Here is a 20,258-nt window from a genome sequence, read left to right as displayed (position 1 = left end):
AACTAGAACTCTGGCTCGAGAATATTGATTTGTTCACTATGTTCTGATTGAACTTCGCTAACATCTGAAGCATCTATGATATTTTCACGAGGTTCTTGAACCTTCTTAGGTTCAATTGGATCAAACTCAAGAACATCTTTATTCGCTTTTTCTTGGATCTCATTAGTCACATCTTTAATAGATGGTGTGTCACTGTCATATTCATTTTCTGTAGTTCGATTGATAGTCTCTACTAACAAGTCACTGTCATCAGAAGTATTAACAAAGACTTTAGCAGCTCGATTAATAACTGTCCGTTTTGCCATTTCTTGTGGGAATTTCTTATGAACATTTTGCGATGTTTTAGATTGACTCCATGAAGTTTGAATCTCTTTCATGGTCATTACTGTCAATAATTCTTCCTCTTCGCTTGTCCTAATAACCGCATAAGCTCCTACTATAGGATTGTTACGATTAATTAATTCTGTCTTATGAGCTAAAAAGCGTTCTCGACCATCTTTAATTTCATAGTCAAAGTCATCACCTTCATAAATAACATTTGCCCATATATCTTTGACTTCACTTAATCGCTTAAGAACTGCTTGAGTGCCAAAATATGACCTTTGCAATTGTAATTTATCACCATAAACCACAAGGTAACATTGCGTCTTGGCTGGACTTAGCCCTTGTGTCACCATGTCTAATAACGTATTAGCAATTGATTCTTTTGTACAAAATTCTAAAGCAGGCTTACGATTTTTATCATAGGTTTCTTGAAGTTTAAAAAAGGCACTCTTCAAAGCATTTGAGAAGTTATAGTTCTTTGGTAGTGCTAACCCCTCACTTTGCATTTCATTCACTCTGTTATTAATGGAATCTGTGATATCTTTTTGTAAAATTGCTAATTCATTTGCCATATTTTTATTCTCCTATTCTTAATTCTTGATCTTTAGAAACATTCAAAGTAATTAGTTGAGTATCGATGTCAATCAATTCATTGATTCCTTCCGCATTGTCAACAAACACTGGTGGATAAACATCATTGAATTTCATCAGAGTATTTATAATATCTAGACTGGCATTAATCCTTGCAGCGTTATTCAATCCTGTAGAATAATTTTTACCATTAACAGTTGGCTCACACATTTCAATCAAACCACCGTTAATTGCATCACCAAATAACTTAAATTTAATGATTTTAAAATGACTATTGATACTATCTGTCAACATATCGACCTTAGTTTTGATAAAGTCTTCGATTAGATATTCAAGTTGCTCTAACTTGCCATATTCTTTATCTAATTTCTTTTGATCATCAATAAGTTCATTCATGCGTTCTTTTTGTTTCTCGTATAAATCAAATTGATACAGCAAATTATTTTTATTACTTACCATTTCATTTAACTCTTTTAATTTACTGTCAATAGCTACTATTCTTTCTTTGGCTATCTCTTGGCCACCGTTTAATTCGTCTTCTTTATCATGAATCTGTCTTATAATATTTTTGGCTTCTTCTGTTTCATCAAACTTACGTTTATCTGATTTTCTTTCAGATAACTGAAGATTTAATTCTGACAATTCTTTTTGTAATTGAGTAATCTTTTCGGAAGAAACTGTCTCTGATTGACTGTTCTGTAATGACCTAATCTCTTTATTTAACTGATCAATCTTTGCAGCGACAGCTTTACCTTTCTCTTGAATCTCACTTAATTTATTAGCTTTTTTAAGATTAAATTTCTTAACCTTTTTTTCATAATTCTTTTGAAGTTCTAGAATTTGATCTTCTGGAAATACCTGGCCACAAGTCGGACAAATTTCAGAATGTTCTTCAAAGGATGGTATCGTTTCATCTCTACACTCATAAAACTTCTGCATTAAATTCCCTTTGATTTCAGAATTGATAGCCTGATCATTTTTTAAACTTGATATTTTAAGTTCTCTTTCGAATTGGTCTTTTTCTCTTTGTCTTTGAAGATCTTCTAAACTTGTGAGTTTCTCTTTTTTAACTTCTATAGAATCTTTTAAATCAATTAAATCTTCCTCAATTAATTCACTATGTTTAATATCTAAATCTCGATAAAAACCTTTTATTTCTGAAAGTTCTGATTTTATCTGGATATCTGAAAAACCATTCTTTATCATTTGCTTCTCTTCATTAGCTTTTTCGATTTCTTCAATAATCTTAGCTTTTTCTTCTTCAATAACTTTTTTATCTAAAATACTAATGTCTGGTAAGCTTCTTTCTACTTCATCAATCCGACCAGGTAATGCGTTCACTTGCTGGTTGACTTGCTTTTTATTTTGTCTCGTAAGTTTTAGATGATCCTCGATAGAAAGTTTTTCATCTAAATCTAACAAAGGACTTAATTTTGAATTTTCTTTAATAACATCTTCATCACTGATATTTCCTGCTATTTCGATCAACATGATTCTTCTATCTTTCCAAGTCATTACTTCAGGAAAATAATTTAAATTTGTCAGCATCTTGAAATTTTCTTCTTTAATCAATGAATCAATTTGATCTTTGTACTCTTTCTGCTTAACCTTGAGACCGTCAATATAATAAGTAGTAGTGTGACCATCAAACAGTTGTTCAATGGATCCTCTTTTTTTGGTCCATTTTTCGGTAATATTCCTTGCGAAATCTCGTTGTTCACCATCAATTGAAAGCTTTAAAATGACTTCCGTTTCTAAGTTATGAACTTCATTACCCTCGCTATCAAGTGGTTTCCAATCAAACTTAATATCTGATTGATCAATACTATTCTTGCCAAATAGACACCATAGAAAAGTATCATATAAAGTTGTTTTTCCTGTTCCGTTATCTCCAAATACATCCGCATCTTTCCCATTTGGTTTAAATGTATAATCTTTAAACCCTTTAAAGTTCCTGATTTTCATTTCTTCTAACTGAATTAACATTTACCTCTTCCTTTCTTTTTTATGTTATAATAATTATGAAATTAAATTTTCTAAGCTTCCGTGCCAGCGGAGGCTTTTTCTTTTTGATATTCCTCTTCCATCTTCAATTGATTGAACATTAGGTCGCGTGAGATAATTTGTTTCTTACCTCGATGAATAGTTGATAAAATTTGATGATTTAATAAACACCCTTCTTTGAAAATTCCTCTAAGATACTCACACAGTTCTTTATCTAATATAATTGCCTGTATTAATACTTTTTCCATTAGTACACCCCCCATTTATAAAGTACGTATGCGATCATTGGCCAAGCTAAGATAAATGCCATTATTGAAGACAGTACTGCAAAAATTATGTTTTGTTGTTTATTCATCTTCTTTTTCCTCTCTGAATTCATTTACATCCACTCCTAATGCGTCTGCTAATTTAAAAGCAGTGTCTAATTGTATTGTGTTCTTTGTCTTTCCATTCACGACGTTATGAATTAATGAGTAAGCTAATCCAGAACTTTTAGCAATTTGATAAAGACTTCGTCCATCTTTTTTTATCAATTCTTTTAATCTATCCAAAGTGTCACACCCCCAAATATTGTGTCGTACTAAGCATTAACCATATCTCGTTGATTATGTATCTGTCTTGTGATAAATTTGATTTGTTAATAATTGATCTCACGGAATTATATGAGACGTTGGTGTGTACCATCTCACCACGTTTTCAGTTATTAATAAATATATAGAAAGTGAGGTGAATAAAATGAAAGTAGAAGATTTCGCACAACATATGTTACAAGATGCTCGATATACTTCTAAAGATGCATTGTTAGATGATAAATTAGCTGATTTTAGTAATTTTCTTAATGAGATTTATAGGGAAGTTGCCGGTAAAATAGATACATCTAAAGCGTCAATATATCCGGGATCTAACTCGATTACTTATAATGATAATTATTTAAAAGCATCAAAATATGATAATGAAGTGAAAATTAATTTTAAAAAAGAAGATATCGATCATTGGATTGTTAAAAATGATAAAGTAGTTTCAGAAAAATATGGTTCAGAAGTTAATAGAGAAACATTTGAAAAGTATTTAGATTTATTTTTCTAATCTATCTAACAAATCCTGAACGATAAGTTCTAATGAATAAATTCTTTGTTTAAATAGATCCACCTCGCTGATGGTATTACTTTTAGATTCTTTTATTTCTCTTCGCCCTCCCACTACACCGACTACCAATCCTGTAGTGACTAGGGCGATATTTTTAAATAATTTATTCATTAATAGGCCTCCTTTAATCTTTCAAGATCATTTTTAAAGTTAATTGACCTTGTTCCAGCCATAAGCAATTCTCTATTCTCAAAAAAATGAACAATTGCATAATAGTTATATTGAGTAGTTGAGTGACTGTCTGATTGAAATGGTTTTACAGGTTTGAAGTAATTTGGTCTTGATCTACAAAACTTTTCAAAATCTCTTAAGAAATTATGTGCAGATGTAGATTTTCTACCGATTAATTGTTCAACATCTTTTTTATAAAGCCACATTTGGATAACTGGTCTTACTTTCACTATCTCCATTTTTTGTATTCTCCTTTCTCTTACATCTAACTTTATTGCAAACAGAACAGTAATAAGTAATTGTCTTTTTGGTTTCTTTTGTATTTACCATTTTTATATGACATGCTGGGCAGTTCATATTAGTTCTCCTTTCTAAGCCAGTCCAAACATCTGAATAAGTTTCAAAATGATCTGATTAGACTTTGGTGTTTTTGACTTGCCAGTTAAAGCATTAAATATCTCTGGTTTGCTATAGCCAGTCATGACAGCTAATTGTTCATAAGATATTTTGTTTTGATCTTTGTAATCTAAAACACGTTGTCTTGCTTCGATTGTTTCTGGCATTAAATCAACTCCTTTCTCTATAGTTTTTTTGGTATACTCTCCTTAGAAAGGATGTGAAAATACTTTGGACAAGGCTAAATTGATTTTTTCAGATAAAAGTGAACTTATTGTTTCTACAGAAAGTGAGTTTTTTGGAATTCGATTTTCAAAAAATGAAGCCTTATATGGTGACGAGGAATCCACAAAAAAAATACAATTCATGTTTCCAAAGACCGCCTCAGTAATCAGCTATCTTGACCTTGATCTTCATGTTGACGCTGGGATACTTCCTGCTATGGTCGAAGTGCTAGAAAATTATCCCTACTTCTATTTAAAAAATGATGAAACACTAATCTATTCCTCTAAAGCTGTAGTTAAAATAGAATTAATCGATTGATTCGTATTTACTTCAACAATTTTTTTGTTTATTTCTTCATCAATAACTGAGCCAAGTTCACCGTACTTATACCCAAGTCTGTGAGACTTGGCTTTTTTTATCGCCTCATCATAGGTCGCTGAATTTTTTAATAAAGCTTTTACTCTTAAATCAATTAATATCTCTATTTCATTTAAGAAAATTTTGTTATTCAAGTAATTCATTTCTTATCTCCTCCTTTCAATCATTTAATAATGTAAGGTAATTCGTTAGTTTATTTGTTATTAATGTTGACCGTTAATAACTTTTGTGCTATTGTATAGACGTAGTTAAACAAGACTTAAAAAGCCTACAACTTAGCTTATTATTTCGTTGGGGAACGATCATTAGTTATTTTTTGGGCGTAATTTAATTACTGTTTAACTAACGAATTAACTTACATGCTAAGTATAATAATTTAGATGCTATTTGTCAACTTAAAATTAGCATAAAAGTTATCGGAATTCTTAGCGTTCCTTAGAAAGGCTGATATTAATGGGTTTAGTTGACAGAATTAAAACGTTATGTGACTCTAAGCTAATTACTTTTGCTGAATTAGAACGGAAAATCGGAATATCAAATGGTCAACTTAGAAGATGGGATGACGTTTCACCAAAAACAGAAAACGTTCAAAAAGTTGCTGATTACTTTAATGTTTCTATAGACTATTTATTAGGAAGAACTGACAATCCTAATATCCAAGATGATGACAACTTTTTACTAGCAGCACATATTGATGGAGATTTTACTGAAGAGGAAATGGAAGATATTAAAGATTACATTGAGTTTATAAAATCAAAACACAGAAAATAAGTTGGTGATTATATGAATGCCTTTGAAAAATTGTTGGCAGAGTTTGATAATGAATTAACTTTTGTATTCGATAAAAATATTCCAGATAAATTACCAGGATTAATCTGTGATCATACCGTCTACTTAAACAACATTTTACCTTTTGATAAAGCTATATGTGTTCTATCAGAGGAAATTGGTCATTATAAAACATTACCTAAAGGAATTGACATTACTGATCAATCCATATTGTTTAATCGTAAATTAGAACGAAAGGGGCGTGAATGGGGGCATAGGAAGTTAGTGCCTAAAGAAAAGTTATTGGAGTTTATTGCGAAGAAAGACGCTGTTATGCGTTATGAATTAGCGGAAGAATTTGGTGTCGACGAGCAGTTTATTGAAGAAGCAATCGATAATTACAAAAGAAAAGGTGTTATTTAATATAAAAAACCACTCATAAGCTGGTGACTTAGTAAGTGGCTACCCTAAGGGTTTAATATTACAATAATAATATATCATATTTTAGGAGGAAAAAAATGAAAGAAAAAGTCCCTTTTTATTTTAAAGACTGGTTTATAATAGTCTGTTCTGCTTTGTGGCCAGCGTATGGAGTTTCCTTAATAATCGCTATTATTTTGGTAATTCTTAAAAAGAAAAAGTATTCCACTTTGAATCGCAATAAATTCGAAGAATACATTAGCAAATATCAAAGCGTTGAACAGCTTGATGAAAAACATAAATCATTAATCGAAAACTTTAATAATAATCTAAATTCCTTAAAAGAAGAACAAAGTGTCAAAATATCGGACTTTAAAAAGGAATTAAAAAAATTAAATGATGAACACAGACTAGAATTAGAAGAATCAAAAAATATTATTAAATCAGAAATTAAATTTTTAAATAAGAAGAAGAAAGAAATTCAATATTTTATCAATGAAAACACAGATAAATATCTTGAAAAACAAACTTTTGTTGAGTTTGATGATAATGTAACATCAGACGAAATAAAAAATCAGTTAGCCATGCACAAATTGAAAGAAAAAGATGCTGTTAAAGCTTTAGTTTTTAGTAAAAAATATAATAATACAGAAACCAATAAACAATTGAAGCAATTGATTAGAAGCTTTAATACTGAAACAGATTATTATATTAGCAATGTTTCTTCTAAAAATATTGATAGATATAGAGATAAAATAATGAAATCTTATGAAAATCTTAATAAATTATTTGAAGTTGACGGAGTTAAACTCGATAAAGATTATTTGAAATTAAAGTTATCGCATCTTTCTATTGTATATCAATATCAAATCAAGAAAGAAACTGAACGAGAATTATTACGAGCTCAAAAGGAGGAGATTAGAGAGCAACAACGTGTTGAGAAAGAACTTGAAGATGAGAGAAGAAAGCTAGAAAAAGAAGAACAGCAATTCAATAATGAAATTAACAAAATGATGTCTTATTTAAATAAATCTAATAGTGATGTCGAAAGAGAAATTTATGCTGAAAAGATAAAAGATTTAGAAAATAAACTCAAAAAACTTGAGACTGATAAAGAGAATGTTCGTCAAAGACAGACAAATACAAGAGCAGGTTTTGTTTATATCATTTCAAACATAGGTTCTTTTGGAGAAAATATTTTTAAAATTGGTATGACTAGACGTCTAGAGCCAATGGATAGAATTAATGAATTAGGAAGCGCTTCTGTTCCATTTAAATTTGATGTTCATGCTTTAATATTTAGCGAAGATGCCCCTGCACTAGAAACCCTTTTGCATAATCACTTTAGAAATAGAGAAGTTAACAAAGTGAATTCTAGAAAAGAATTTTTCAATGTTAATTTAAGTGAAATTAAATCCTTAATTCATGAAAAATTTGACAAGACAGTAACTTTTTATGAAGAACCAGAAGCTCTTGAATATAGAGAATCACTTCGTAAACAAGCTTAAATAATCTTAAAATAATTAAACTATCTTTCTTCACCAAATATTTTTAATGAAAACTAAAATATATACTCAAACAAACAGCCACAACCCACCCCGCCAAGAGTAAATTATGACTGTTTGATAAAGTCCCACTCCAAAACTTACTTATTGAGAAGCAGGATGAAAAAGACATTTATATATGCCTACATTAATTATATCAAAATAAGTAGGTGAATACATTGAATTCTTATTTAATAGCAAAAGTGAGTAACTTTAAAGATGACTTTAAAATCTCTCCTGCTGAACAACTTGCATTTACTGATAAACAAGAAGTTCAAGTTACTGAGGGAGACGGTAAAACAAGTATGGTATTTGAAACTGAGTTTTTTAAAGAGAACAAATTGATTAGAAACTATATAATTGATTTTGATTATAAATTAAACAAGAAGGGAAAGGTATTTGACCGATTCTTCAATTACTATTATGAACCAAAGCAATTCAACCTTTACTATTTAAAGAATGAAAATATTATTATCATTCGTTCTCAAAAAGATGTTGCAAAGGAATTTTTAAAAGAATTGAAGGAACATTATCAACACTTCGATTTTGATATTTTGAACATAAATATAAAAGAAATTTTATCAAAAGTTGGAGAATTAAAATCAGCTTGGATTAATGTAGAAAAAACTGGTGTAAACACTGAAAGCTACCACGGCATAAAAGTTGACGATGAAACTGATGTTATCGAAGCGATAGATCGTAATAAAGCAACTTATGTAACTTTCATTTACAAGTTTGATAAATCTGAAATTTACTGTGGTATTTCAAAAAAAGGGAATATAGTTTTATATGATGATCAATTGGCTCCTGAAAATCAATTAAAATTACTCATACGAATTTATAATAGCTTAATTAAATAAACTATTATTAGAAAGAGCAATATATTTTTTTGATATATCCTCAACTTTTTTTAAACAGTCAGAACTAATTGTCATTTCATTATTTTTCACTCTCACATCGCAACCTTCAATAGTATACTTCATATTAAAAGTGAATTTTGTTAACTTATTATAAGTTTTTAGAGTGATTTTGTAAAAAGGGTTTAACTCATCAAATTTAATAGTTAACAAAAATTTTATTGATTTTGTATTACTAAAAACCATACGTATGTCTTGTTCAATTTTAGAATATTCATAATGCAAATTCTTATACGATTCTCGATAGGAAATACGATAATTCTGCATGAATCTTATTTCAAGTAAATCACTTATAGGCATATTTTCAATTGACAAAGTATAACGATTATTTTCAATATCAATATAATATTTTGATAAATTTTCTAGATAACTATCCGGCATTTTAAAAGTATCGTATTCGTTTGAAAGTTTTTCAAATACTTTATTAATAAAATTTTCATCTAATTCATCTATGTGATATATAGTTTGTATATCCCAATCGACAGTAGGATTTAATAAATACATTTTGAGACGTTCAACTTTTTCAAAAATTGTATTTATATTTTTATAAACGAAGTTGAAAATTAAAAACACAAGACTAGCAAGTTCAGTAAAATTTATAAGAATATCGGGTAAAGTAAATTGAGAAAAATTATTAAAAAATAAAAGAGATTCACCAATGAAATAATAAATTAGAATTAATACTAACAATAATAAAAATATATTTTTCATTATTTTTCTCATATTATAACCCTCCTATACAAAACGTTTGTTCGCTTTTATTATACAATAGAAACAAAATTTTTTAAATAAAGAAGTATAAGCTAATGTAGCTAATCACTTAATATTTGATTAATACAAAAAAGCAGCCTGTTAAAAGGCTCTCTTTTTCATACCCTATTATAGCAAAAGAAAGGAGAAATAACTATGTGGGTTGAAGATTTACCCAATGGTAAGTACAAATTTTGTGAGAGATACGAGGATCCCCTAACGGGAAAAATAAAAAAAGTATCTATAACCAACTTGAAGAACACTAAAGCCATTAGAGAACAAATGCTTATTAAACTCCAAGATAAAATAAAGAAAAGCCTCAACGAATTGGACGTGCGCTCTATTCCCTTTTCAGAGTTAATTGATAAATGGCTACTTATTGACGAGCAGAAATCAGTAGGACAAACGAAGATAGTTCATAAGGTCCACACAGATAAATTTAAAGAAGTGTTAGGCGATATAAAAACTGACAAAATTACAACATCCGTTTTAAATAACTACCTTTTATCCCTAACTGAAAAAACCTTAGCATACGTTACAGTAGCTGGCTATAAAAATACCTTGTCATTAATTCTTCAATTCGGGAAGAAACTAGGCTATTTTCAAAAAAACTTACATGAAGAACTTCAAATTGAAAAATTAAATGTTTCAAAAACCAACCCTGATAAATATCTAGAGAAAGAAGAAATAGATACAATTATTAACTACCTAGAAACAACAAACAGAAGTGAAATGGCTAGAATTATCAAATTGCAGCTATTGACTGGTACACGTATCAATGAATTATTGTCAATAGACTTTAAAGAACAAATCGATTTTAAAAATAAAACTATTAACATTAATAGAAACTTTAACCATGCGTTAAAAGAATTTGGACCTCCAAAGCACGATAGTTCCAGAATCATTAATATCAATCAAGAAGCAATTAATTTACTTCATGAACAAATCCGTTGCACCAAATTAAAAATGATTAAATACAAACAGATAGAACCAACCAACTCTCTCTTATTCATTACTAAAAACGGCAAAATTTTAGATCCAGGCAGTTTAAATCGGATTATTAAGAAAACACCAGGACTAGAGAAAGAAGTCACTACACACTATTTTAGGCATACATTCATAGTACGTATGATTGAGAATAAAATTCCTTTCCATTTAATTGCAGAACATGTTGGACATAAAAATACAAGAATGATTGAAGATATTTACTATCATTTTAGTGATTCGATGAAAAGTGAGTTGAAGTCTGCAATTGATGAATTGTCATTTAATTTTTAATTCTGCCCCTTTTTTGCCCCTTATGGTAGTTTATCTGAATTTCTTAAATCAAAACTAATTTTTAGATAAAAAAAGAAAGCCTATACAATAGGCTTCCCGAGTGTTTTCTAACGTCCGCGTTCTCTGATACGTGCTGCTTTTCCAGATAATGAACGGATATAGTATAATTTAGCACGACGAACTCTACCTTTACGTGTTACTTCTAATTTGGCTACACGTGGTGAATGTACAGGGAAAGTACGTTCTACACCAACACCATTAGAAATTTTACGAACCGTATATGTTTCGCTAATTCCAGCGCCACGACGCTTAATCACTAAGCCTTCAAAAATCTGTACACGTTCACGTTCACCTTCAACGATCAAGGCATGAACACGTACACTATCTCCAGGACGGAAATCAGGGACATCATCACGTAATTGAGTTTGGGTAATTTTATCAATTAAATTACTCATTTGCATTTCTCCTTCCAACAAATATTCTTAAATAGTCTTTTTATTTAGCGGAATATCGTTAATTCGGGTCATTTGACCACTTTAATAATTATACAAGAAATATAAAACTTGTAAAGACTCAATTTTTAAATTTGAGTTGAATTATTGAATTCTTCTAACCATTGTTCTTCTTCGATGCTTAAGGAACGATTTGTTAAGATATCCGGTCTTCTTTTTGCTGTACGCTTAAAACTTTCTTTTTTGCGCCATTGGTCAATTCGCTCATGATGACCACTTAATAGGACATCCGGAACTTCCTGACCACGAAAATTTTGCGGTCGCGTATACTGAGGGTACTCTAACAAATGATCTTGGAAAGATTCACTGACGATCGATTCAGCATTTCCTACAACTTCGGGAATTAACCGCACGGTGGCATCTATCATCACCATGGTTGGTAACTCTCCATTAGTTAAGACATAGTCTCCCAATGAGACTTCTTCAGTAACATAAGAACGAATTCGTTCATCAAACCCTTCATAATGACCACAAATAAAGACTAATTCTTCTTTGGTCGCCCATTCTTGAGCCATTGATTGCGTAAACGGCTTACCGATGGGGTCTACTAAAATAATTGGTGTCTTGTCATTTAAGCTAAGACTTTCAAGGCATTCTACTATTGGCTCTGGCCTTAGTAACATTCCCGCGCCTCCCCCATAGGGATAATCATCTACATGACCGTGTTTATTAATAGCAAAATCACGAAAATCATAGGTTGAAAACTCAAGTATGCCTTTTTCTTGTGCCGTCTTCATTAACGATTCATTCATAGGTGAAAACATCTGCGGAAAAAGTGTTAATACCTTAACTTTCATCGACAAGTCCCTCCATTAGTTCTACACGAACAATTCCTTCATTTAAATTTACTTCTTTGACAACATCGTTAATGAAAGGAAGTAAAATATCCTTTTGATTCGCTTTATCAGCTTTAACCACCCAAACATCATTGGATCCTAATGAAATGATTTCTTTTATCGTTCCTAATTTTTGATTCTGCATTGTATAAACTGATAAGCCAATGATTTGATGATGGTAATAAGCATCCTCTTCTAGTTCTTGTTGGTCTTGAGCAGAAATTGCCAAGGTTAGCCCCTTAAAAAATTCTACTTCATTAATATTATTATACTCTTTGAATTTCACCAAGTAGGATCCTTTATGGTCTTGAATCGACTGAACTGTCACTTCTTGAATACTCTTTCCATCTTTTAGTATAAATAAGCGATTACCCTCAGCAAATCTTTCTTCGATAAAATCGGTATCCATCAAAACTTTTACTTGTCCTTTAATTCCAAAAGTATTGACAATTCTGGCGACTTGATAATATTGCATAGTTGATCCTCCTGTTTATTCACTCGTAAGTAAATAGTATTAAATTATAAACTCCCTGTCCAATGGTTAAAGTTTAAATTTTCTTAACTAGCATACAAAAAGGCACTAACTTAAGTTGAACTTAGTTTAGTGCCTTTAAATAGAAAAATAACGATAAAACCTAGTTACTTATTCTTCTTCGTTTTCGTTTTCATTTAGGTCATCAGCAATTACAATGCGTGAGCGTTTTTGATCACGCAAACGAACACTATAAACAATGGTTCGAATTGCTCGAATAACGCGGCCTTTTCTACCAATAATTCGTCCCACATCATCAGGATGTAAGATTAAATGATACTCCATAAACTCCTCAGTATCATGAAGTTCAATTTCAAACTCCTCTGGATGATCTATTAAAGGTTCCACAATGGTCCGAATTAAACTTTCGATTTGTTCTGTCATTGAGAGCACATCCTTATCTTTTGACGCTATTGATCAGGCTACTTGCTACTTTTAGATTCATGAAATTTTTGCATGATTCCTTGACTTGATAGTAAGTTGCGAACTGTATCAGATGGTTGAGCACCGTTTGCTAACCACTCTAATGCTTTTTCTTCGTCAATTACTAATTCTCTTGGTTCTGAGACAGGATTGTAGATACCGATCTTTTCGATAATACGACCATCACGTGGAGAACGCGCATCAGCTACCACAATACGGTAGAAAGGACGCTTTTTAGCTCCAGAACGCTTTAAACGAATTTTAACTGCCATGTATTTCACCTCCAAAACTTATATCACAGTTATGAATAATAACAGAAAAAAAATAGTCTGTAAAGGTTTTTCCCTTTACAGACTAAAATTTTTACTTTTTCTTACGTTTTTTCTTTAACAATCGCGCAATTTTCTTCTGTTCTTGTTCTTTTTTCAGCTGTTCTGGTGATTGCATTTTGCCCATGGCAGGCATTCCTAAATTAGGCATGCCACCCTTTTGGCCACCTTGTTGCAATTGATTCATCATTTTATTCATGCTACCCATTTTACCCTTGGACATTTGACTCATCATTTCACGTGACTGATTGAATTGTTTGATCAAGCGATTAACTTGGTCTAATGATTGACCACAACCAGCAGCGATTCTTCGGCGTCGACTTTGGGAGATGACATCTGGATTAGACCGTTCATAAGGAGTCATGGATTGAACGACGGCTTTGACTTGATTCATTTCTTTATCATCAATATTCAGTTCATCGAGTCCTGGAATTTTATTCATGCCAGGAATCATTTTAAGCAAATCTTTAATAGGACCCATTTTCCGAACTTGATCCATTTGATCAATAAAATCATTAAAATCAAAGGAAGCATCTTTAATCTTATCAGCCATCTTGGCGGCTTGTTCCTCATCAAAATCTTGTTGGGCTTTCTCGATCAGGGTCATCATGTCCCCCATACCAAGAATACGGCCTGCCATACGATCAGGATGGAAAGGCTCCAGTGCACTTAATTGCTCACCTTGTCCGGTATATTTTATCGGTTTATTAATAATAGCTCGAATAGAAAGCGCAGCTCCGCCTCGCGTATCACCATCTAATTTGGTAATAACCACACCGGTAATGTCTAGCGAGTCGTTAAAGGCTGCTGCTACATTTACAGCATCTTGACCGGTCATGGCATCGACGGTCAAGAGAATTTCATCTGGCTGAACAGCTGCTTTAATTTGACGCAACTCTTCCATTAATTCTTCATTCACATGAAGACGACCCGCCGTATCGATCAATACAACTTCATTTCCATTTAGACGAGCCTGATCTAGCGCTTGTTTAGCAATATCTACTGGATTTGCTTGGGTTCCTTGACTAAAGACATCAAAACCAAGTTGTCGACCAATCGTTTGTAATTGATCAATCGCAGCTGGCCGATAAACGTCCCCAGCAACAAGTAAGGGTTTCTTAAGTCCTTGTTCTTTTAAATGTTTGGCTAACTTACCCACCGTAGTTGTTTTACCGGCCCCTTGCAAACCAGCCATCATAATCACGGTTGGCGGTTGCTTAGAGATGTTAATCGGAGTATGCTCGCCACCCATTAATTCCGTTAATTCTTCATTAACAATTTTAACAACTTGTTGAGCCGGTGACAGTGAGTCTAGGACTTCTGATCCGAGCGCTCTTTCGTTTACTTTCTTAACAAAGGTCTTTACTACCTTGAAGTTAACGTCCGCTTCCAGTAAAGCAAGTCGGATCTCACGCATCATTTGTTTAAGGTCGGCTTCGGTAATTTTTTCTCCCTTACCTACAAATGAAATGGAATTTTGTAATCGTTCGGATAATGCTTCAAATGCCATAATATTGCTCCTTTTTAGCTTTCTAATTGAATTAAATAGTCAATCTTTTCTAAGATTTCACTTTGACCTTTCACCATGGGTCGAATTTCTTTTAAGTGTTTCAAACGCTCATTACTTTTTGCTAAAATACGTAACTTTTCTTCATAACTTACTAATAATTTTTCTGATCGTTTTATATTGTCATGAACAGCCTGGCGACTAATTTCATAATAATCTGCAATCTCTGATAAAGATAAATCTTCTTCATAGTAAGATTGCATCATGGATAATTGCCGATCCGTGAGGAGAGAACCATAGTAGGAAAGTAATTGATTGAGATAGATTGTTTTTTCAAGTGACATCTTTATCTCTCCTGTTTCTTAGTTTTATACCTTAAAATAAATTTACTCTCCCTATTTTAGCATGATTTCACACAGCTCACAAATCGACAAACTGATGACTAATAAAAAAACCTAAGGATTTCTTTAATGATTTACTTTGGCTATTAAAATTTACTTTATCGTCTTTCTTAAAATTATTTCTTTGCTAGAAGTTGCTTGTTCAAAGGCCTTATAAAAGCGACTCGCCGCCTGATTATCTGCCTGGATTAAAAAGTACTGATTAATTTCTTCTTGTAAACAAATTTTCTCGAATGCTTTAAATAATGATTGAGCTACTCCTCTATGTCGATAGGCTGGCAGTGTATAGACCCAATTGACATAAGCCATCCTATAGGCATCTTGGATGCATAAATAAGAATGAAACTCCAACCTGCCCACAATCTGATCGTCCTCATAAGCTAATAAAGAGCGACTCAGTTCGTTGGGATTACTAGAAACTGCTTTGATAATGGTTTCTTCATCTATATGATCCGTTGTCATTCTATCCGGTTCTATAGCGAATGCTTTTTTCAAATAAATGATAAAATCCTCAACATTTTCTTTTGAAAGTTCTTTGATTACCATTTTTCTCTCCTTCATCATTCAGTGACCGTAGCTAATCTTCCACAACAGTATAGCAAATTAAATCGGACTATGACGGCTTTTTATAAGTTAATAAAAGAACTTTCTGAATTTTAATTGTATAACTATTCTGAATAGGAACAATTGAAAGAATCCAGTATAATATGTATTAAAGCGTGAAAGTATTACTTTTATGCATATTTCATCGTTTTTAAAAGGAGGATACACATGAAAAGATACAATAAAGAATTTTATGGGTTATTTTCAGCCTTTATTGCCTACAATATAGTCAGTCTTCTCTTAGCATTCAAAGACGGTAGACTGACACTTTCTTTTTTCCTAAAAGAACTCCTCATCTCTTCAATCATTTTTACAGCCACCTATTTCTTAGCGAAATTGCTATTAAAAAAAATACGCAAAAAGTAAGAATCTAACTAGAAATATACATTAACTTTCTAATTTATACGTCTAAATACAAGTTATTCTAACTTGACAGCTCTCTTTCTTAGTCTATATTCTGCTGTCACCTTTAGCTGATAATCTAGGAGAGATCATTTACTGATAAATAAATACCCTTAGAGTTGAATGGTAAGATTCAATCTCTAAGGGTGGATGAAGCAAAAGACTTCGATTCTTTTATTCCTATGTGTCATTGGAAATCTTTTTAATGACACTTAAATCAGGATCAGTATTTATCTATTTCCACTTACAAGCTAAAAATTGCCTATGAGTGATTTTAGAACTTTTATTTTTACTTTTAAAAGAGAACTTCTTGACGCAAAAACAGATTGAATAGCTAGGTCATCTTTGACTGAATTTAAATTCGGACAAAGTTTATTTCATAAACGATCTATCAATGGTTCCGCTTCTAATAAAATTATCATCAAGCGCCAAAAACTACTTTTAAAACTTGAAGAGTCTGTCCAGAGCTATCCATTCAAGTAAATAAAACACTCTTTCATATTAATGATTTAATTGATCCGCTAAAATCTCCCCACTCTTCCAATCATTCGGATAGAATGTTGGCCAATTATCCATTTCTTCCAATAATTTTTATGACTTTCATCTGACATGTAGATATGAAAATGGGTTAAATCAGAAGTAGGATAGATATTATGATCAGAGAATTGGATTGTTTCAGGAGCTGATTCATCTCCTGATTCTTTAGTAAATAAATATCGAACGCCTCGGTTACCCTTTTCATAATTTAAAATTTTATAACCCTCATACTTATAAGTCCCTACAGCAGTTTCCTCACCCACAGTAAAAATAATCTGATTATCTTCAATCTTAATTTTGTCTACATCGCTAGCATAACCCGTCATATAGTATTCTTTATACTCATCTGCACTCATAGTAGCCTCTTCTTTCTCGGCCTTCATTTTCATAACAGTATCTAAAGTACCATCTTCTAAATAAGGAAGAACCGATTGCCATTCTCCTGCCCAATCAGACAATTCACGGTCTTTAACTTGTTCATCTTCAAAATATCCTGATTGAATATTTTGTTTTGTGTCATATTCTTCTGACAGATTGGGATGGCTCTCTAAATAAGATTCAGCCGCTTCAACTTGTTCTTGAGTTAAGTCCTTTATTGAGATCTTATGGTAGTGGTCCCCGTGACTCATAATAAAATTATTTCCATCTTTTTTTACAACTTTTTCAGCATCAAATTCAACATCGTGATCATGGTCATGTTCATGGTTATGTTCATCGTGTTCATGGTCATGCTCATGGTCATGTTTAACCTCTTCTTCTAAAGTAGATTCAGCGAATACAGGCAATAAATGCTGAGAGTTTAAACCAACACCTAAGCTTAAACCAACTATCACCATTGATTTCATTAATTTCTTTTTCATATAGACCTCTCCTTAATTATAAATAGTACAATTTTGTTTTCATATTTTTTTAAACCCTATCTCCATACTGATAACTTTTCTAGCCTTATCATCCTTATCTAAATCAAAGTATGCTATTTTAGCTTCTGAAGCTCAATTGGCTAACTTTCCCTCTTCTTTCTCTCAATGAAGAAGACAAGAAAAGTTAGCAAGAATAATAATTCACGAAACTCCTGCGGCTACACTATCTTTTATTCAAAATGAATCTGATTGCATATCTGTTTTTTTAAATTCCAGCTTATCCAGTTTACAAAGCTAAAATTAAACGCTTATAAATTGTATAATCCGACACCCTGAAGGGACATCCTCAAAAAGTAATCGAGCCATAGAAAATTTTAAAAATCAGTAAATCTTATTAATGGGGGAAAGCAGAAAACTTGCTTACCAGGACGCTTTTTTGACCCCGGGAATTAACCCTTTATGAGCCATTTCACGAAATTTAACCCGTGACATACCAAATTTGCGCATGTATCCTCTAGGGCGTCCATCGATTAAATCACGATTTTTCATCCGATTCGGGTTCGAATCCTTGGGTAATTTGGATAAAGCGGTATAATCTTTATTTTTTTTAAGTTCCTGGCGAATTTTTGCATACTTTTCAACCAAACTTTTTTGCTTTTTAAATTTTTCAATTTTAGATTTCTTTGCCATGTAATTCTCCTATTTTTTTACTTCGCGAAAAAGCATACGTTTTCTTGCTTTTGGAGAGTATTTTTTTAATTCGATCCGATCAGGATTGTTTCGCTTATTCTTACTGGTTAAATAAATTCTTTCCTTAGTTTCTGTACATTCTAATAATATATTTACTCGCATTTATAATTCTCCTTTGATAATTTCCGGTTAACAAAATAACGGTTCAGCTGTTCTAATTCTTCTTGTGAAAAACGATGAAATTGGCGATCAAGTTGAACTTTATTCCATAATTCCTCTTCTATTTCCCAAAAATGATCAATTTTTCTAAAGTAATTCGAAGGATAGCGCTTAAAGACTGGATAAACTTTTAAAAATTCTGAAAACGAGAAACCCGGTTCTTCTGTGTGAACTTCTAACAGTCCACAATCTAAAGCTTCTTTACAAGCTCGACCATTGGTATAAATAATACCTCTGTCAATAAGATTTAAATAAACGTCCTGGCAGCTTATTTCTGCTTTCTTGGATTGAAACTGTTCATGAACTTGATTAATAATTTCAAGATATAAAAAGTAATTAATTTGAATCTTCATCTTTAGTTATTTTCCGATCCTTGTATTGACCATTTGGAGTTATATGATGGGAAAGTTTAAATTCACCTGAAGCTTTGTCAAACACGATGGGTGGCACCTTCAAACCCTTGTGATTTCTACGACTCCTTTTCTTGGCTTTAGAAGTTTTCCTTTTCGGAACAGCCATAACTACGCCTCTTTCAAAAAGTAATAATTACTATTTTAAAAGAAAAAAGTGAGATGTCAAGGTTTTTTTAGCCATTGTTTGATAGTATCATTGGAAGTTATCAACTATATATATCATAAATTACTTGCCTTTGAGCTTACGATTCACTAGTGTTCCTGCCTTATTCTTTTTAACGATTAAATGTGAAAATAAACTCAGTTAAACATTAAAAAGAATAGAGTTTAAAACTAACCCTATCCTTTAATGTTCACTTTATTCTGTTTGATTAATCCGGGATTTGATTCTTTTAGCCAAGAAGAACCTTGCTTAAATTAATCAAAATAAAATAACTCTTCAAATTTTTTATCTAAAGCGATGCAAATAATGAGCGCTAATTTTGCTGAAGGGTTAAATTGCCCCTTTTCGATAGCACTAATAGTTTGTCGAGAAGCCCCCACCAATTTTGCTAATTCTTCTTGAGTCAAATTTTTCTCTGCTCTAGCCACTTTTAATCGATTTTGTAGAACTAATTCTTCCTTCTTACTCATGATTAATAAACTCCATAGCTGCTTAATAAAGAGGCAAAGCTTAATATAATAGCTAATATAGCTACTATCCCTCCTACTAAATAGATCTTTTTGTCTGGCATTTTAGAATATTGATAGAATGAAGCTGCAGCAACTTGAGCCATTAATATGATAAGAATATCTGTGGCTGACTCATTGAAGATAGACCTCAAGAAAATAAGAAGTAACATCACAACTGATACACTTATCCATCCTATACGAAAAGCTTTAGTATTAATCTCTTCTTCTCTTTCGTCTTTCTGTTCTATCTGAGCCTTTTTTAAAATGTCCTCTTTTTTCATACTTTGCACTTCCTCATTTAAATATTATTAAAAACTAACTTTAAAAATATGTAAGTCTTTACAGTCACAATGTAAAGTTGGGTTATTTTTGACTTTAAATTTTCTTGAATCTAATTCAGCTAATTATTC

At 31.7% G+C, this 20,258-nt stretch carries 32 protein-coding genes; 8 read left to right on the top strand and 24 right to left on the bottom strand.

The annotated features are described in order from the left end of the window. Positions 1-2 precede the first annotated feature (2 nt). The 4 genes from HF969_RS00285 to HF969_RS00270 all read right to left on the bottom strand — a co-directional run bounded on the left by HF969_RS00285 (position 3) and on the right by HF969_RS00270 (position 3,470). On the bottom strand, positions 3-896 hold the full coding sequence (locus HF969_RS00285; protein ID WP_090288768.1) for a recombinase RecT: 894 nt from the start codon (positions 894-896) through the stop codon (positions 3-5). Positions 897-900: 4 nt separating this feature from the next. Next, a complete protein-coding gene (locus HF969_RS00280; RefSeq protein WP_090288767.1) occupies positions 901-2,901 on the bottom strand; it encodes an AAA family ATPase in 2,001 nt (666 codons plus the stop codon). Positions 2,902-2,951: 50 nt separating this feature from the next. Beyond that, positions 2,952-3,167, bottom strand: coding sequence for a hypothetical protein (locus HF969_RS00275; protein WP_090288766.1), 216 nt, complete (start codon positions 3,165-3,167; stop codon positions 2,952-2,954). Positions 3,168-3,266: 99 nt separating this feature from the next. Further along, on the bottom strand, positions 3,267-3,470 hold the full coding sequence (locus HF969_RS00270) for a helix-turn-helix domain-containing protein (RefSeq protein ID WP_168427117.1): 204 nt from the start codon (positions 3,468-3,470) through the stop codon (positions 3,267-3,269). Positions 3,471-3,654: 184 nt separating this feature from the next. Between HF969_RS00270 and HF969_RS00265 the strand changes: the two genes are divergently transcribed. Continuing rightward, positions 3,655-4,005, top strand: a complete 351-nt coding sequence (locus tag HF969_RS00265; protein WP_090288764.1) for a hypothetical protein — start codon at positions 3,655-3,657, stop codon at positions 4,003-4,005. Here the strand turns inward: HF969_RS00265 and HF969_RS00260 are convergent. The 3 genes from HF969_RS00260 to HF969_RS00250 form a co-directional block, all read right to left on the bottom strand. Continuing rightward, entirely contained in the window at positions 3,994-4,176 is a 183-nt protein-coding gene (locus HF969_RS00260) for a hypothetical protein (protein ID WP_090288763.1), read from the bottom strand. The two genes, HF969_RS00265 and HF969_RS00260, sit on opposite strands and share 12 nt — an antisense overlap. Further along, the gene (locus HF969_RS00255) at positions 4,176-4,475 is read right to left on the bottom strand and encodes a hypothetical protein (protein WP_090288762.1); all 300 of its coding nucleotides are present in this window, start codon (positions 4,473-4,475) and stop codon (positions 4,176-4,178) included. The genes HF969_RS00260 and HF969_RS00255 overlap by 1 nt, the downstream gene beginning before the upstream one ends. A 132-nt stretch (positions 4,476-4,607) precedes the next feature. Then, positions 4,608-4,799: a hypothetical protein gene (locus HF969_RS00250; protein ID WP_090288761.1), complete on the bottom strand. Its 192-nt coding sequence runs from the start codon at positions 4,797-4,799 to the stop codon at positions 4,608-4,610. A gap of 64 nt (positions 4,800-4,863) precedes the next feature. Here HF969_RS00250 and HF969_RS00245 point away from each other — a divergent pair, with 64 nt between their 5' ends. After that, entirely contained in the window at positions 4,864-5,175 is a 312-nt protein-coding gene (locus HF969_RS00245; protein ID WP_090288760.1) for a hypothetical protein, read from the top strand. On the opposite strand, the gene HF969_RS00240 is transcribed toward HF969_RS00245, so the two are convergent. Further along, complete coding sequence (locus HF969_RS00240; protein ID WP_090288759.1) at positions 5,133-5,378, bottom strand: hypothetical protein; 246 nt, start codon at positions 5,376-5,378, stop codon at positions 5,133-5,135. The two genes, HF969_RS00245 and HF969_RS00240, sit on opposite strands and share 43 nt — an antisense overlap. Positions 5,379-5,688: 310 nt before the next feature. Between HF969_RS00240 and HF969_RS00235 the strand changes: the two genes are divergently transcribed. From HF969_RS00235 to HF969_RS00220, 4 genes are all read left to right on the top strand, one after another. Next, on the top strand, positions 5,689-6,006 hold the full coding sequence (locus tag HF969_RS00235) for a helix-turn-helix domain-containing protein (protein WP_090288758.1): 318 nt from the start codon (positions 5,689-5,691) through the stop codon (positions 6,004-6,006). Between the two features lie 12 nt (positions 6,007-6,018). Next, positions 6,019-6,426 (top strand): ImmA/IrrE family metallo-endopeptidase, encoded by a 408-nt coding sequence (locus HF969_RS00230; protein ID WP_090288757.1) that lies wholly within the window; start codon positions 6,019-6,021, stop codon positions 6,424-6,426. Positions 6,427-6,521: 95 nt separating this feature from the next. Then, positions 6,522-7,931, top strand: a complete 1,410-nt coding sequence (locus HF969_RS00225; protein WP_090288756.1) for an SNIPE associated domain-containing protein — start codon at positions 6,522-6,524, stop codon at positions 7,929-7,931. 215 nt (positions 7,932-8,146) lie between these two features. Next, the gene (locus tag HF969_RS00220) at positions 8,147-8,827 is read left to right on the top strand and encodes a hypothetical protein (RefSeq protein ID WP_090288755.1); all 681 of its coding nucleotides are present in this window, start codon (positions 8,147-8,149) and stop codon (positions 8,825-8,827) included. Here HF969_RS00220 and HF969_RS00215 read toward each other — a convergent pair. Next, positions 8,816-9,607 (bottom strand): hypothetical protein, encoded by a 792-nt coding sequence (locus tag HF969_RS00215; protein ID WP_090288754.1) that lies wholly within the window; start codon positions 9,605-9,607, stop codon positions 8,816-8,818. The two genes, HF969_RS00220 and HF969_RS00215, sit on opposite strands and share 12 nt — an antisense overlap. 183 nt (positions 9,608-9,790) lie before the next feature. Between HF969_RS00215 and HF969_RS00210 the strand changes: the two genes are divergently transcribed. After that, positions 9,791-10,912 (top strand): tyrosine-type recombinase/integrase, encoded by a 1,122-nt coding sequence (locus tag HF969_RS00210; RefSeq protein ID WP_090288753.1) that lies wholly within the window; start codon positions 9,791-9,793, stop codon positions 10,910-10,912. A gap of 107 nt (positions 10,913-11,019) precedes the next feature. Here HF969_RS00210 and rplS read toward each other — a convergent pair whose 3' ends face one another. The 8 genes from rplS to HF969_RS00170 form a co-directional block, all read right to left on the bottom strand. Continuing rightward, entirely contained in the window at positions 11,020-11,367 is a 348-nt protein-coding gene (rplS, locus tag HF969_RS00205) for a 50S ribosomal protein L19 (RefSeq protein ID WP_090288752.1), read from the bottom strand. Positions 11,368-11,492: 125 nt separating this feature from the next. Next, positions 11,493-12,221: a tRNA (guanosine(37)-N1)-methyltransferase TrmD gene (trmD, locus tag HF969_RS00200; protein ID WP_090288751.1), complete on the bottom strand. Its 729-nt coding sequence runs from the start codon at positions 12,219-12,221 to the stop codon at positions 11,493-11,495. Next, positions 12,211-12,735 (bottom strand): ribosome maturation factor RimM, encoded by a 525-nt coding sequence (gene rimM, locus HF969_RS00195; protein ID WP_090288750.1) that lies wholly within the window; start codon positions 12,733-12,735, stop codon positions 12,211-12,213. Before rimM ends, trmD begins: the two co-directional genes overlap by 11 nt. A 168-nt stretch (positions 12,736-12,903) precedes the next feature. Further along, positions 12,904-13,176, bottom strand: a complete 273-nt coding sequence (locus HF969_RS00190; protein WP_090288749.1) for a KH domain-containing protein — start codon at positions 13,174-13,176, stop codon at positions 12,904-12,906. Between the two features lie 38 nt (positions 13,177-13,214). Next, complete coding sequence (gene rpsP, locus HF969_RS00185) at positions 13,215-13,487, bottom strand: 30S ribosomal protein S16 (protein WP_090288748.1); 273 nt, start codon at positions 13,485-13,487, stop codon at positions 13,215-13,217. 91 nt (positions 13,488-13,578) lie between these two features. After that, positions 13,579-15,054 carry a signal recognition particle protein gene (ffh, locus tag HF969_RS00180; protein ID WP_090288747.1) on the bottom strand — a complete coding sequence of 492 codons (1,476 nt, stop codon included), beginning with the start codon at positions 15,052-15,054 and terminating at the stop codon, positions 13,579-13,581. Between the two features lie 14 nt (positions 15,055-15,068). Continuing rightward, positions 15,069-15,395 carry a YlxM family DNA-binding protein gene (ylxM, locus tag HF969_RS00175; protein WP_090288746.1) on the bottom strand — a complete coding sequence of 109 codons (327 nt, stop codon included), beginning with the start codon at positions 15,393-15,395 and terminating at the stop codon, positions 15,069-15,071. A gap of 150 nt (positions 15,396-15,545) precedes the next feature. After that, positions 15,546-15,998, bottom strand: a complete 453-nt coding sequence (locus tag HF969_RS00170) for a GNAT family N-acetyltransferase (protein ID WP_090288745.1) — start codon at positions 15,996-15,998, stop codon at positions 15,546-15,548. Positions 15,999-16,223: 225 nt separating this feature from the next. Between HF969_RS00170 and HF969_RS00165 the strand changes: the two genes are divergently transcribed. Then, positions 16,224-16,421: a hypothetical protein gene (locus HF969_RS00165; RefSeq protein WP_090288744.1), complete on the top strand. Its 198-nt coding sequence runs from the start codon at positions 16,224-16,226 to the stop codon at positions 16,419-16,421. Between the two features lie 557 nt (positions 16,422-16,978). On the opposite strand, the gene HF969_RS00160 is transcribed toward HF969_RS00165, so the two are convergent. The 7 genes from HF969_RS00160 to HF969_RS00130 form a co-directional block, all read right to left on the bottom strand. Beyond that, on the bottom strand, positions 16,979-17,854 hold the full coding sequence (locus HF969_RS00160; protein WP_483863930.1) for a ZinT/AdcA family metal-binding protein: 876 nt from the start codon (positions 17,852-17,854) through the stop codon (positions 16,979-16,981). Positions 17,855-18,274: 420 nt separating this feature from the next. Then, positions 18,275-18,544 carry a 30S ribosomal protein S14 gene (gene rpsN / locus HF969_RS00155; protein ID WP_090288743.1) on the bottom strand — a complete coding sequence of 90 codons (270 nt, stop codon included), beginning with the start codon at positions 18,542-18,544 and terminating at the stop codon, positions 18,275-18,277. A gap of 9 nt (positions 18,545-18,553) precedes the next feature. After that, positions 18,554-18,706, bottom strand: a complete 153-nt coding sequence (gene rpmG, locus HF969_RS00150; protein ID WP_090288742.1) for a 50S ribosomal protein L33 — start codon at positions 18,704-18,706, stop codon at positions 18,554-18,556. Next, positions 18,697-19,116 carry a hypothetical protein gene (locus tag HF969_RS00145; RefSeq protein ID WP_090288741.1) on the bottom strand — a complete coding sequence of 140 codons (420 nt, stop codon included), beginning with the start codon at positions 19,114-19,116 and terminating at the stop codon, positions 18,697-18,699. The genes rpmG and HF969_RS00145 overlap by 10 nt, the downstream gene beginning before the upstream one ends. Beyond that, complete coding sequence (gene rpmF, locus HF969_RS00140) at positions 19,100-19,282, bottom strand: 50S ribosomal protein L32 (protein ID WP_090288740.1); 183 nt, start codon at positions 19,280-19,282, stop codon at positions 19,100-19,102. Before rpmF ends, HF969_RS00145 begins: the two co-directional genes overlap by 17 nt. A 311-nt stretch (positions 19,283-19,593) precedes the next feature. Beyond that, positions 19,594-19,809 carry a helix-turn-helix transcriptional regulator gene (locus HF969_RS00135; RefSeq protein WP_090288739.1) on the bottom strand — a complete coding sequence of 72 codons (216 nt, stop codon included), beginning with the start codon at positions 19,807-19,809 and terminating at the stop codon, positions 19,594-19,596. 2 nt (positions 19,810-19,811) lie between these two features. Further along, entirely contained in the window at positions 19,812-20,129 is a 318-nt protein-coding gene (locus HF969_RS00130) for a DUF6442 family protein (RefSeq protein ID WP_090288738.1), read from the bottom strand. Between the last annotated feature and the right edge of the window lie 129 nt (positions 20,130-20,258).

This window comes from Facklamia miroungae (assembly GCF_012396555.1).
Lineage (GTDB): Bacteria > Bacillota > Bacilli > Lactobacillales > Aerococcaceae > Facklamia > Facklamia miroungae.
The sequence above is the reverse complement of the archived record's forward strand: the minus strand, read 5'-3'. Positions and strand labels throughout refer to the sequence as shown.